The organism is Arthrobacter sp. AD-310 (assembly GCF_054656615.1).
The window spans coordinates 23,225-36,781 of record NZ_BAAHNO010000031.1; the positions used below are offsets into that span (position 1 = coordinate 23,225).

At 65.9% G+C, this 13,557-nt stretch carries 11 protein-coding genes; all 11 read left to right on the forward strand.

The window, feature by feature from the left end; translation table 11 throughout:
• Positions 1-2 precede the first annotated feature (2 nt).
• The 11 genes from dinB to ftsW all read left to right on the forward strand — a co-directional run bounded on the left by dinB (position 3) and on the right by ftsW (position 13,556).
• A complete protein-coding gene (gene dinB / locus ACYQ1Z_RS17060; protein ID WP_459793773.1) occupies positions 3-1,214 on the forward strand; it encodes a DNA polymerase IV in 1,212 nt (403 codons plus the stop codon).
• A 275-nt stretch (positions 1,215-1,489) separates the two neighbouring features.
• Positions 1,490-1,861, forward strand: a complete 372-nt coding sequence (locus ACYQ1Z_RS17065) for a DUF3040 domain-containing protein (RefSeq protein WP_459793734.1) — start codon at positions 1,490-1,492, stop codon at positions 1,859-1,861.
• 397 nt (positions 1,862-2,258) lie between these two features.
• Positions 2,259-2,687 (forward strand): division/cell wall cluster transcriptional repressor MraZ, encoded by a 429-nt coding sequence (gene mraZ / locus ACYQ1Z_RS17070; RefSeq protein WP_459793735.1) that lies wholly within the window; start codon positions 2,259-2,261, stop codon positions 2,685-2,687.
• A 169-nt stretch (positions 2,688-2,856) separates the two neighbouring features.
• Complete coding sequence (gene rsmH, locus ACYQ1Z_RS17075; protein ID WP_459793736.1) at positions 2,857-3,849, forward strand: 16S rRNA (cytosine(1402)-N(4))-methyltransferase RsmH; 993 nt, start codon at positions 2,857-2,859, stop codon at positions 3,847-3,849.
• On the forward strand, positions 3,846-4,526 hold the full coding sequence (locus ACYQ1Z_RS17080) for a hypothetical protein (RefSeq protein WP_459793737.1): 681 nt from the start codon (positions 3,846-3,848) through the stop codon (positions 4,524-4,526). Before rsmH ends, ACYQ1Z_RS17080 begins: the two co-directional genes overlap by 4 nt.
• A gap of 48 nt (positions 4,527-4,574) precedes the next feature.
• Positions 4,575-6,368 (forward strand): peptidoglycan D,D-transpeptidase FtsI family protein, encoded by a 1,794-nt coding sequence (locus ACYQ1Z_RS17085; RefSeq protein WP_459793738.1) that lies wholly within the window; start codon positions 4,575-4,577, stop codon positions 6,366-6,368.
• Between the two features lie 84 nt (positions 6,369-6,452).
• Positions 6,453-8,090 carry a UDP-N-acetylmuramoyl-L-alanyl-D-glutamate--2,6-diaminopimelate ligase gene (locus tag ACYQ1Z_RS17090; protein ID WP_459793739.1) on the forward strand — a complete coding sequence of 546 codons (1,638 nt, stop codon included), beginning with the start codon at positions 6,453-6,455 and terminating at the stop codon, positions 8,088-8,090.
• A gap of 6 nt (positions 8,091-8,096) precedes the next feature.
• On the forward strand, positions 8,097-9,560 hold the full coding sequence (locus tag ACYQ1Z_RS17095) for a UDP-N-acetylmuramoyl-tripeptide--D-alanyl-D-alanine ligase (RefSeq protein WP_459793740.1): 1,464 nt from the start codon (positions 8,097-8,099) through the stop codon (positions 9,558-9,560).
• Positions 9,557-10,666: a phospho-N-acetylmuramoyl-pentapeptide-transferase gene (mraY, locus tag ACYQ1Z_RS17100; protein ID WP_459793741.1), complete on the forward strand. Its 1,110-nt coding sequence runs from the start codon at positions 9,557-9,559 to the stop codon at positions 10,664-10,666. Before ACYQ1Z_RS17095 ends, mraY begins: the two co-directional genes overlap by 4 nt.
• Positions 10,648-12,225, forward strand: a complete 1,578-nt coding sequence (murD, locus tag ACYQ1Z_RS17105; RefSeq protein ID WP_459793742.1) for a UDP-N-acetylmuramoyl-L-alanine--D-glutamate ligase — start codon at positions 10,648-10,650, stop codon at positions 12,223-12,225. The genes mraY and murD overlap by 19 nt, the downstream gene beginning before the upstream one ends.
• 2 nt (positions 12,226-12,227) lie before the next feature.
• Positions 12,228-13,556: a putative lipid II flippase FtsW gene (ftsW, locus tag ACYQ1Z_RS17110; RefSeq protein ID WP_459793743.1), complete on the forward strand. Its 1,329-nt coding sequence runs from the start codon at positions 12,228-12,230 to the stop codon at positions 13,554-13,556.
• Position 13,557: the final 1 nt, after the last annotated feature.

Below are 13,557 nucleotides of genomic sequence, written 5' to 3' on the forward strand. Positions count from 1 at the left end.
GTATGAACCAGCCAGGCGCAGCGCGCGTTCAGGGCCGCCGGCGCCGATGCATCATGCATGTGGATATGGACGCCTTTTTTGTCTCGGTCGAGCTGCGGACGCGTCCCGAACTTCTGGGGAAGCCGGTCATCGTCGGCTTTCCCGCGGAGCGTTCAGTTGTGCTGTCCGCTTCCTACGAAGCCCGTGCCTTCGGTGTGAAGTCCGCCATGCCGATGGCTGTCGCCCAGCGCATGTGCCCGCAGGCGGCCATCATCGAACCGCGCCACAAGCTGTACTACGAGGTGTCGGCCGAACTGATGGCCATCTTCGAGTCAATCACCGAACTCGTGGAGCCGCTGAGCGTAGATGAGGCATTCCTGGATGTGACCGGGGCCCTCCGCCGCCTCGGCCCGCCGCGCGGGATCGGCGAACTGATCCGGCGGCGTGTCTCGGCGGAACTCGGTATCACCGCTTCGGTCGGCATAGCCGAATCGAAGTTCGTGGCCAAGATCGCGTCCACGCGCTGCAAGCCCGACGGGTTGCTCCAGATCGGGCCGGATGAAACCGTCCCCTACCTGCACAGCCTGCCTGTCGGGGCGCTTTGGGGCGTGGGGGCCAAGACAGCTGACGTGCTGGCCAGGATGGGTATCCGGACTGTCGCGGACGTGGCGGCCACACCGGTGGCCGCGCTTCGAAAAACGCTGGGCGCCACGGGGGAACATGTCCACCAGTTGTCCTGGGGAATCGATCCCCGTCCGGTCACTCCTGTGCGACTGGAGAAGAGTATCGGAGCGGAGGAAACCTTTGCCGTGGACACCACGGACCAGGCACTGCTCCACCGTGAACTGCTGCGTCTCTCGCACCGAACGGCAGCGCGGCTGCGCACCTCGGGAATGGTCGCCAGGACCGTCGCGCTCAAGCTGCGCTTCGCCGACTTCTCCACGATTACCCGCAGCCGCACGGTCCCGACGCCCGTGGACAGCGCCCAGCTGATCTACAGCGTGGCGCTGCAGCTGCTTGACGCGGCGGCCCGCCCTGGCACGCCCGTGCGCCTGGTGGGTGTGAGGGCGGAACAGCTCGAAGAGGCCGCCCGGACATCGCTCCAGCTCAGCATTGACCGGCGCGATGACAATTGGCGGGCAGCGGAGCAGGCGCTGGACGAAGTCACGCGAAAATTCGGTAACAAGTCGGTCCTGCCTGCCCGGCTGATGGAGCCGGGCGGCGGCTCCGGATGACTGCCTCCACGCCCGCGTTGAAGGCGGGAGCAGGGGTCATTGGCGTCTTTCAGAACGGCCCTGAACAATCTATCCTTAGAGATACATAGTTTTTGAGTGACTGGACACACTGCCGGACCCTCTTGGACATGCTCCCGCTCCTCTCGGCCGGGTGCCTGGTTCCAGTTTTCGCCAACGCCGGCGAAGCGGGAACGATCAAGGCGCAACAGCCGTTAACGGTGCAGAAGTAGTGGCTGGGAACCAGCCCGGACGTTGGCCTACAAAAGGAGGTCGTGATGCCGCTGTCGGAGCACGAACAGAAGCTGCTTGAGCAGCTTGAAAAGCAGCTTCACGAGGACGACCCGAAGTTTGCGAATTCCATGGGATCCGACCCCGGCCGGTCATGGTCAACGCGGCATGTGGTGATCGGGGTCCTCTGCGCCTTGGCGGGCGTCTTCCTGCTGCTTGTGGGCGTGACCCTGCAAAACATATTTGTCGGGGTCCTGGGATTCATCGTGATGGGCGGGGGCGTCTACTTCGCTACCATGCGCAGTTCCGCCGCGAAGCCCGGCGCGAAGTCCCGCCCTGGCAAGAGCGGCAAACAGCGCAACTCCTTTATGAGCAGCCTGGAAGAGCGCTGGGACGAGCGGCGCCGCGGCGAACCCTGATCCCGCGGCCGTTCGGCCCCTGTCCGGCCGGCTCCTGAGCCAGCACGCCCGTCGGCGTCCCCGGACTCCCTCCCGGCAGCAGCCCTTTCCTCCACTCCGTTTCCTCCACTTCGCCCCCCGTGCGGGAGCGCCGAGCGAAAAGACCCCCTTCTGGGGGTCTTTTTTTGTGCCCCGGCGCCGCACTGCGATGCGGCCGTTGTGACCGGGGGTTAATTCCCTCCACTTCCCACCACAGGGCCGGATCCGCGTCAATAAAGGGTGCATCTCCCAGTTTTCCGTGCATAGCGCCCGCGTTTTGCGTTGACTGTGGTGGAAAGTGGAGTAATGTGGAGGGCATAAGAGGGTGGTTGCAACATAGGGGATGTGCAGTTCCTCACGGCGGACAGGCGGTGGGCCAGTGTTTCTTGGCACCCACTCGCCGCGTCTGGACGAAAAGGGACGGATCATTCTCCCCGCGAAGTTCCGGGAGGAGCTTGCCAGCGGGCTGGTGCTCACGAGGGGCCAGGAACGTTGCATCTACGTCTTCAGCGAGAAGGAATTTGCACGGGTCCACGAGCAAATGCGGGAGGCGCCAATCTCCTCTAAGCAGGCACGTGACTACATCCGTGTCTTTCTCTCTGGAGCCTCTGACGAGGTACCTGACAAGCAGGGGCGCATAACCATTCCACCAGCGCTCCGGGAGTACGCAGGGCTCGGCAGGGAACTGGCCGTCATCGGCGCAGGTACCCGGGCGGAGATCTGGGACGCCCAGGCCTGGACTGCGTACCTCGCCGAGAAGGAAGCGGCCTTCTCGGAAACTGATGACCCCATACCAGGCATTCTCTGAATACCGGGCGGGGGCACCAGGGAGTTTCTTGGACGGGATCTCCAGCCGCCCATCGGACGGCCAACCTGGCTCACTTCCCCGGAGCCAGGCGGGCGGGACGGTAGGCGCGGATGGGGATCCGGCCCAAGAAGCAGGCAGGCAAGACCACGACGGCGAGAAAGGACGAGGCGTGAACGAAGAACCGAAACCCACGTCCGAACGCCATGTGCCGGTCCTGCGGGACCGGTGCATCAATTTGTTGGCACCCGGATTCGAGGCAGCCAGGCTCCGCGGTGAAACCCCGGTTGCCATCGACGCAACCCTGGGCATGGGCGGACACTCCGAGGCGATGCTGCAGCGGTTCCCGGACCTGCACCTGATCGGCATCGACCGGGACGAGGAAGCCCTTGCCCTCGCCGGCGAACGGCTCTCGCCCTTCGAGGCCCGCACTGACCTTGTCCACGCGGTGTACGACGAAATCGAGGACGTCCTGGCGGACCTGGGGGTACCGGAAGTCCACGGCATCCTGATGGACCTCGGAGTCTCCTCGCTCCAGCTCGATGAACGCGGACGCGGCTTTGCCTACTCCTTCGACGCGCCCCTTGACATGCGCATGGACACCAGCAGGGGCCAGACCGCTGCCGATGTGGTGAATACCTACAGCGAAGAAGAGCTGGTCCGGATCATCCGCAAGTGGGGCGAGGAAAAGTTTGCCGGCCGCATCGCGAACCGCATTGTTGCCGCCCGCGCCGTCAAGCCCTTCACCACCACCGGCGAGCTCGTGGAACAGATCCGGTCCGTGGTGCCCGCCGGCGCTGCCAAGACCGGCGGCCACCCGGCGAAGCGCACTTTCCAGGCACTGCGGATCGAGGTCAACGAAGAACTCGACGTCCTGGAGCGGGCCGTGCCGGCAGCCGTGGACGCCACCGCCCTCGGTGGACGCATCGTCGTGATGTCCTACCACTCCCTGGAAGACAAGATCGTCAAGAGCGTCTTCCAGGCCCGTTCCAAGTCGTCAGCTCCGCTCGGCTTCCCGGTGGAGCTGGAGGAGCACAAGCCTGAACTCAAGACCCTGACCAAAGGCACCGAGGTGCCTACCGCCGCCGAAATTGCCGAAAACCCGCGTGCAGCCTCAGCAAGGCTGCGTGCGGCGGAACGAATCAGAGCCAGGAGAGCCGTATGAGCACCGCTGCCGTCAAGAACTTTCCCGTTACCTCCGGCAGTTCCGCGGCCAAGGCAACTCCGGCGGCCGGCGAGCCTGGCAGCCGGAAGAACCGCACGCCCCTCTCTGTTGTCCGGAGCGTGCCGCGCAAGCGCCGGGCACCGTTTGTGGTGCTGTGCTTCGCCATGCTCGCAGTGGCACTGATTGCCGTCCTGGTCCTGAACATCTCCGTCTCCACAGCGCAGTACCAGCTGGTGGAACTCCGTGCCAGGCAAAGCACCTTGACCAAGCAGAACCAGGACCTCACCCAGCAGGTTCAGAACTTCGAGGCACCGCAAAACCTGGCCGCGAAGGCGAAGGACCTGGGCATGGTGGCCTCCACCGTCAAGGGCCAGATCGATCTTTCCACCCTTTCCGTCACCGGCAAGGCAACACCGGCAGTTAAGGGCGCATCCGAAGGCGCCGTCATTCCTGCCCCCGCAGTACCCGGGCAGTTGATCGTGGTTCCGCCTGCCAGCAAGGGCGAACCCCTCGAAAGCCGCAAACCCGTTGAGGACAAGCGGGAAACCCCCGCGGCAGCGCCTGCAGAGGCCGCCGCATCGCAGGCCGCACAGGCCGCTGCCGCCGCAGCAGTTCCTGCAGCGGAACTCCACGGCGGCACCGTGCCCGCTCCGAAGCAAAAGGTGCCCGGGCAGTAAAACAGCAGGGTTGGCAGGCAACAGGGTCGAAAAGCAAGGAATTCCACGGTGGCGCAGAGGACCGGCAAAGCAGGTAACGTCAGGACGCCCAATGCCACCAGGCGGCTGCGGCTGGGGCTTGGCATCATGCTTACCCTCCTGCTGGTAGTGGGCGGCAAGCTGTTCCTGGTCCAGGGCCTCGACGTCGGCGGCATGGCAGCGGCAGCCCTCAATAAGCGGATGACCGAGACGGTTCTCCCGGCTGAACGCGGCAGCATCCTCGACGCCAATGGAACGGTGCTGGCCAACAGCGTTATCCGCTACAACGTGGTTGTGGACCAGAGGGTCAACACGAAGACTGAAACGTTCAAGCGCTTCGACGAAGCGAACAACAAGCTGGTGGACGTCTCCCGCGACCAGGGCCTGACCGAACTTGCCTCCGCCCTGGGCATGCAAAAGGACGCCGTCCGCGACGCAGTCACCGGCGAGCAGCCGTACTACATCGTCGCCAAGGACGTTAAACCGGACGTTGAAGACCGCATCTCGAAACTCCAGATCCCCGGCATCGTCACCGAGGGCGTGAGCAAACGCGTGTATCCCAACGGCTCAGTGGCCGGTGGCATTATCGGGTTCCTCAAGGACGGCAGCACCGGCCAGGCCGGAATTGAACAGACCCAGGACGGGCTGCTCCGGGGCAAGGACGGCAAGCGGCTGTTTGAGATCGGAGCCGACGGCCTTCGGATCCCCGTTGGCATGGACGAGCTGACGCCGCCGGAGGACGGCAAGGATGTTAAGCTCACTATCAATTCCGACCTGCAGTACTTTGCGCAGCAGGCCATCCAAAGCCAGACCGACAAGCTCGGTGCCGAGTGGGGCGTCATCATCGTTATGGACGTCAAAACCGGGAACCTGGTGGCCATGGCTGACACGAACGCCCCGGACCCCAACAATCCGGGGCTGGTCGCCGCGAAGGACCGCGGGGTCCGCGCGGTCACGGCCGCCTATGAGCCGGGTTCGGTGGAGAAGATGCTGACCGCGGCCGCGCTGATTGAAGAAGGTAAATCCAGTCCGCTGGACACGTTCACCCTCGGCCCCTCCTACACGGTGGACGGCCAAACTTTCACCGACTCCTTCGCCCATGGCACGGAGGAACGCACCCTCGCCGGCATCCTCGGCTATTCGATGAACACCGGGACCGTGATGGCGGGACAACGGCTGAGCAAGGAGCAGCGCCACGACTGGCTGAAGAAGTTCGGCATTGGAGAAGCCCCCGATATTGGCCTGCCCGCCACAGCTTCCGGCATCCTTACTCCCTGGGAGCAGTGGGATGGGCGGCAGCAGTACACGGTGCTGTTCGGCCAGGGCGTTTCGCAATCCACCCTGCAGACGGTCCGGGCGTTCCAGGCCATTGCCAACAACGGCGTCATGCTCCAGCCCCGCCTCATCGACTCCTATTTATCTTCTGACGGTACCGAGGAAAAGGTGCCGTCCGCGGAGCCCCGGCAGGTTGTCTCGGACAACACCGCGCAGCAGGTCCAGGACATCCTGGAGAGCGCGGTCACGGAGGGCCAGATCAAGGACGCCGGGATCGACGGTTACCGTGTCGGGGCGAAGACGGGCACCTCGGAGTCCCCCTGCGACGATGGCGCCGGGTACTGCGGATACACCGCCTCGCTGGTGGGCATGGCACCCATGGATGATCCGCGGTTTATTGTTGAGGTGGTACTCCAGCGGCCCAAGGGCAGCATCTACGGAATTACCAACGGGCCGGTCTTCCGGTCGGTGATGAGCCAGGCACTGCGGACCTACAATGTCCAGCCGTCCACCGGCGAGCCGGCCAGGCTGCCCCAGTACGCCAAGTAGCACCCGGCCTCGACGGCCGCAACGGCATGCGCTGTTGCTGCCCGCCTGCGCCAACAACGTTCCACTAGCACCATCGGAGATCCCTTGTCAGACTTCACCACGTCCCGGGACGGCGCCGAACCCGCGTCTCCTGCCACCAAGGCCCGCTTCCGGCCAACGGCCGTGACGCCGGTCCCGTTGGGCACCCTTGGCGACTCTGTCGGCGTCGTTGTTCCCGGGACTGCCGCGGATACGCCGGTAACCGGAATTTCGCTGGATTCCCGCGCGGTGGAAGCGGGCGACCTGTATGTCGCCCTGCCCGGCGCGACCCGGCATGGAGCCGACTTCGCTGCCCAGGCGATCGGGAATGGCGCAGTTGCGGTGCTGACGGACGAAGCCGGTGCCAGGCTGATGGCGCTGTCTGCCGATACTCCGGTGCCCGTCCTGGTGGTGCCGGCGCCCCGGAACGTGGCGGGCCCGCTGGCAGCCATGATCTACGGCGCCCATACAGGAGGCGGCGCAGCGCTGCGCCTGTTCGGCGTCACCGGAACCAACGGCAAGACCACCACCACCTACTTCATCAACTCGCTGCTGGCAGCACTGGGCCTGCGCGCCGGACTGATCGGGACCATCGAAATCCTCGCCGGTGGCGAACCCATCCCCAGCCTGCTCACCACGCCAGAGTCGACCGATGTGCACGGGCTGCTCGCCCTGATGCGGGAGCGGGGACTGACCGCGGCTGCCATGGAAGTTTCCTCCCACGCCATCTCCTACCAGCGCGTGGACGGACTCGTGTTCGACGTCGCTGGCTTCACCAACCTGACCCAGGACCACCTTGACCTGCACGGCACCATGGAAGACTACTTCGCCACCAAGGCAGAGTTGTTCACGCCCGCCCGCGCACGCAAGGCCGTAGTAACGGTCGACGACGGGTGGGGGCGGCGGCTTGCCGACGCCGGGGGAGTGCCGGTCACCACCCTCGCCACCACGCCGGGAACGGCAGCGGACTGGACGGTCACCTCGACGGCGGCGCGCGGGCTGGGCACGGCGTTCACACTCACCGGGCCCGGCGGCGCGGAGCTCCGCGTCCACACCGGCCTTCCCGGAAGCTTCAACGTGGCCAACGCCGCCCTCGCCACCCTCATGGTGCTCACATCCGGTGTCGACGCGGCCGAGCTGCAGGCTGCCCTCGACGCTGCGGACCCCTTCACCGTCGCCGTGCCCGGACGCATGCAACTGGTTTGCGCCGAGCCCGCCGCCGTCGTCGATTTCGCGCACAACACCGACGCGCTGGCCCGGGCGCTGGAAGCCGTCCGCGCGCCGGTGCCCGATTCCCGGCTCATCGTGGTCTTCGGCGCCACCGGCCAGCGCGACCAGGGCAAACGCCCGGCCATGGGCGCCATCGCCGCACGCCTTGCAGACACCGTCATCATCACCGATGACGACCCGCACGACGAGGACGATGCGGCAATCCGCAGGGACGTCCTGGCCGGTGCGCTGGAAGCCCGTGACAATGAAGGACTGCCCTGCGAAGTCCTCGAGGTATTTCCCCGCGCCGACGCCATCCACCGCGCCGTCGAACTCGCCCGGCCCCAGGACACCATCCTCGTCGCAGGACGCGGACACGAGGTCTGGCAGGAAGTAAAAGGGGTCAACCTCGCCCTCGACGACCGGGTGGAACTGCGGACCGCCTTGACAGCCAGGGGATTCAACGTTCTCCGAGACGACCGGATAGAGTCCTAGACCGAGATGATTGCATTTACTGCGGCGGAAATCGCCGAAATCACCAGCGGGCGCCTGGACGCCGATCCCGGAATCACGCCCCTTTCGGTGGTAACGGATTCACGCGAAGCCACCACGGGTTCGCTCTACGTCGCGAAACCCGGCGAGCACGCCGACGGCCACGACTTCCTTGCCGCAGCCTTCGACGCCGGAGCCGTCCTGGCCCTGGTCGAGCGCCCGGTGCCGGGCCCGGATGGTGCCCCGTACCCCTCGGTGGTAGTGCCGGACGCCGTCCTGGCCATGGGTGCCCTCGCAGCCGAGGCGGTGCGCAGGATCCGGGCAGCACGGGCGGAGGCAGGGGAAGAACTGACGGTGGTGGGCATCACCGGTTCCGCCGGTAAAACCACCACGAAGGACCTTCTCGCGGGAGTCTTCGCCGCGAAGGGAACCACCGTGGCGCCGCAGGGCTCCTACAACGGCGAAGTCGGCGTCCCCCTCACCATCTTCAAGGCCGACACAGGAACCCGTTATCTCGTGATCGAGATGGGCGCCACCGGCATCGGGCACATCCGCTACCTCGCGGAGATGGTCAAGCCGGATATCGGAGTAGTGCTCGGTGTGGGAACCGCACACGCCGGCGAGTTCGGGGGAGTCGACAACATCGCCCGCGCCAAGGGCGAGATGGTGGAGGGCCTTTCCAGCGCCGGCACCGCGATCATCAACCTCGACGACGACCGGGTGGCGGCCATGCGGACCCGCACCACGGCAACCGTGCTCGGCTTCTCCGCCGAAGGGCATGCCGATGCCGCCGTGCAGGCGCTCAACGCTGACACCAACTCCAGCGGCAACCCCGAGTTCGACCTCCTCTTCCCGGAAGGAGACGGTCCCCACCGGGTCTCCAGCCGCCTGATCGGCGCCCACCACACCGGGAACCTGCTGGCTGCGGCCGCGGCTGCCTACGCCGCGGGCATTCCGGGCGCCGACATCGCGGAAGCCCTCGGAAACCAGGCCGCCGCCAGCCGCTGGCGGATGGAGCGGACCGAGCGCGCCGACGGCGTCACCATCATCAACGACGCTTACAACGCCAACCCCGAATCCATGCGCGCAGCCCTCCGCACGCTGGCCGACCTCGGCCGCGGCCGGCGCACCTGGGCCGTCCTCGGTGCCATGCTCGAACTCGGGGAGGACTCGATCCGCGAACACACCGCAGTCGGCACCCAGGTTGTCCGCCTCAACATCAACCGCCTTGTGGTGGTCGGCCGTGAGGCGCGGCCGCTCTACGTCTCCGCCGTCCAGGAAGGATCCTGGGGGGATGAATGCATCTTCGCGGAGACCGTGGAAGAGGCGTATGAGCTGCTCGACGCCGAACTGCAGCCAGGCGACCTGGTCCTCTTCAAGTCCTCCAACAGCGTGGGCCTGCGCCATTTGGGCGATCGGATAGCATTACCCCCATCCCGCCACCCCGCCGACGAAAGGAGCACTCTGCCGTGATTGCACTTTTGATCGGCGCCGGACTGGCCCTGCTGTGCGCCCTCGTGGGCACCCCCCTCTTCATCAGGCTCCTGGTACGCCGCGGCTACGGACAGTTCATCCGCGACGACGGACCCACCTCGCACCATACCAAACGCGGCACCCCCACAATGGGCGGAACCGTGGTGGTGGGCGCGGTCCTGCTGAGCTACGGACTCACGCACCTCATCATGTACCTGATGAACCCTGACACGCCCGGCCCCAGCGCCTCCGCCCTCATCCTGCTGTTCCTGATGGTGGGAATGGGCCTGGTGGGCTTCCTGGACGACTTCATCAAAATCTCGCGGCAGCGAAGCCTTGGCCTGAACGCCAAGGCAAAGCTGATCCTCCAGGCCGCGGTGGGCATCATCTTCGCCATCCTTGCCCTGAACTTCCCGAACGAGGACGGCGCCACCCCGGCGTCGACCAAGATCTCCCTGGTCCGCGACCTGCCCTGGCTGGACCTGGCCTTCGGCGGCACAGTCCTCGGAGCGATCCTCTTCGTGGTCTGGTCCAACCTGATCGTCACGGCCGCCACCAACGGCGTCAACCTCACGGACGGCCTTGACGGACTGGCCGCCGGGGCCTCCGTGATGGTCTTCGGTGCATATACGCTGATGGGCATATGGCAGAGCAACCAGGCCTGCGGGTCCCCGCGGGAGGCCGGAGGCGGCTGCTACTCGGTCCGGGATCCCCTGGACCTTGCCCTGCTCGCCGCCATCATGAGCGCCGCCCTGGTGGGCTTCCTGTGGTGGAACACGTCCCCGGCAAAGATCTTTATGGGCGACACCGGGTCCCTGGCCATCGGCGGAGCCATTGCCGGTTTTGCCATCCTGTCCAGGACCGAGCTGCTGCTTGGCATCATCGGCGGCCTGTTCGTCCTGATTACCCTGTCCGTCATCATCCAGGTGGGCTACTTCAAAGCCACGGGCGGCAAGCGCATCTTCAAGATGGCGCCCCTGCAACACCATTTTGAGCTCAAGGGCTGGGCGGAAGTGACCGTGGTGGTCCGCTTCTGGATCCTGGGCGGACTCTTCGTGGCCGTAGGCCTTGGCATTTTCTACGCTGAATGGGTTGTGCTGCTGTGACCGTATCCCCGCGCCTGAAAAACCTTGTCTCCTGGGACTCCGATTGGGCCGGGCTGCGCGTCGCAGTCACCGGCATCGGTGTTTCCGGCTTCGCCGCCGCGGACACCCTGATCGAACTGGGCGCCCGCGTGGTGGTTGTCGATGCCGCCACCAGCGAAACCGCCCGCGCGCATGCCGACACACTCAAAATCGTTGGTGCCGCGGACGTCCTGTTGGGTGAGGACGCCGTCAGTCGGATCCCCCGCATCGACGGCGAACTTCCGGAATTGATCGTCACCTCGCCCGGCTGGCGCCCGGACCAGGCCCTGCTCGCCGCCGCCGCCCGTGCCCATATCCCGGTCTGGGGCGACGTGGAACTGGCCTGGCGGGTCAGGGTCCGGGAAGGCCGCAAGACGGCCGACTGGCTCGCCATCACCGGAACGAACGGCAAGACCACCACAGTCGGCCTGACAGAGTCCATGCTCCGGGCCGCAGGACTGAAGGCCGTCGCAGTCGGCAACGTGGGCACACCCATCCTGGACGCCATCCGGGACCCCGTAGAGTACGACGTCTTCGCGGTTGAGCTTTCCAGCTTCCAGCTGCACTGGGCAGAATCGCTGTCACCGGTGGCCAGCGTCTGCCTGAACGTCGCCGAGGACCACGTCGACTGGCACGGCTCCTACGACTCCTACCTGGCGGACAAGGCCAAGGTCTATGAACAGACGCAGAAGGCCTGCATTTATAACGCCGAGCAGTTCGAGACCGAGCGCATGGTCGAAAACGCGGACGTCGTCGAAGGCTGCCGCGCGATCGGCTTCACCACCGTCACGCCCTCCATCAGCATGCTCGGCGTCGTGGAAGGCCTGCTCGTGGACAGGGCCTTCATCGAGGAGCGCAAGGACAGCGCCGCCGAGCTCGCCTCCCTGCAGGACCTCGGCGCCTTCGCACCCCGCCATATGGTGGCCAACGCCCTCGCGGCAGCCGGCCTGGTCCGCGCCTACGGCGTGGACCCGGCAGCCGTGCGGCAGGGCATCCGGGACTACATTCCGGGCGACCACCGGATCCAGCTGGTGGCGCGGCAGAACGACGTGCTGTGGATCAACGACTCCAAAGCCACGAACCCGCATGCGGCATCCGCGTCGCTGGCCGCGTTCAACAACGTGGTCTGGATTGCCGGCGGCCTGTCCAAGGGTGTCTCCTACGACGACCTGGTGCGGGAGCACGCCCGCCGCCTGAAGGCGGTGGTGCTGATCGGTACCGACACCTCGACCCTCGGCGGGGCGCTCCAGCGACACGCGCCGGATGTCCCGGTGATCACGGCCGTACCGGGTGACACTGAAGAGGTGCAGACTGCTGCAGCGTCCGGTGCCGTTAATGCCGGTTCCCCCCTCTCCGGGGAACGTGTGATGTCCCTGGCCGTTGCGTCAGCAGCCCAGCTGGCCGGACCCGGCGACACTGTGCTGATGGCTCCCGCAGCTGCGTCCATGGATCAGTTCTCTTCCTATGCTCACCGTGGCGACACTTTCATCGAAGCTGTCCGCGAGCTGGTGGAAGGGCAGGCCCAGACCGGCGAGGAGTAACAATGGTCAGCACGCCCACCCGGCAGCAGCCCGCGCGCAAGCCGGGCCCGGGTTCCCCGGCCACTCCTGCCCGGCCGCCGGCCACCCTGCCCGCAAGGCTGGCGTCCATCCGCCGCCGGTTCTGGTCTGTGCTGGAAGGCAACGGAACGTCCCGGAACGGTTCCACGTACTACCTCATCCTGGGCTCAACCCTGGCGTTGACAGCCATCGGCATCATGATGGTCCTCTCCGCCTCCAGCGTGGAATCCATTGCCGCCGGGAAGTCGCCCTATGGAGACGCCCTGAAGCAGGGCATGTTCGCGGGCATCGGCATCTTCACGATGTTCGTGCTCTCCCGCATCAACGTGACGTGGCTGAAGCGGCTGGCCTGGATCGCCATCGGTGTTGCGCTGGTACTCCTGGTCCTGGTCCAGGTAGTCGGTGCAGAGGTCAACGGCAACAAGAACTGGATCGACATCGGCGGCATCACCTTCCAGCCGTCCGAAGCGTCGAAGCTGGCCCTGGCGCTCTGGATGGCCACGGTGCTCGCGAGGAAGGGCAAACTGCTCAGCCGCTGGCTGCACGTGGCGGTGCCCGCCGTGCCCATGGCAGGCGCCATCATCGTGCTGGTCATGGTGGGCAACGACCTCGGTACCGCCATGATCATCATGATGATCACTGCCGCCGCCCTGTTCTTCGCCGGGGCCCCCCTGTACTTCTTTGGCATCGCAGGCCTGATTGGCGCGGCCGGCGCCGCAGTCATGGCAGTCACCAGCCCCAACCGGGTCTGCCGCATCACGTCCTGGTGGACGGGGCAGTCCTGCGCCGACGGCATCGACGCCAACTACCAGGCCACCAACGGCCTTTACGGCCTGGCCTCCGGTGGCTGGTTCGGAGTCGGGCTCGGCCAGAGCCGGCAGAAGTACAGCTGGATCCCGGAAGCCCACAACGACTTCATCTTCGCCATCATCGGCGAGGAACTCGGCCTGGTGGGAACCGTCGTCGTACTGATCCTTTTTGCCATCCTCGGAGCGGCGATCTACCGCGTGGTGGTCGCCCAGGAGGACGTGTTCCACCGCGTCCTGGCCGGCACCATCATGGTGTGGCTCCTGGGGCAGGCCACCGTCAACATGGCCGTGGTGACCGGACTGATGCCGGTTATTGGCGTGCCGCTGCCCTTCATCTCCTATGGCGGCTCGGCGCTGCTGATGTCCCTGTGCGCCATCGGCGTGGTGCTGTCGCTGGCAAGGGAGCAGATGGCTCCTGCCATCCGTCCCAAGAAGATGCTGAAGTTCAAGGCCAAGGGCCGGGGAACTGCCGAGAAGAAAAAGACTGCAAGAAAGCGTGCCTGAT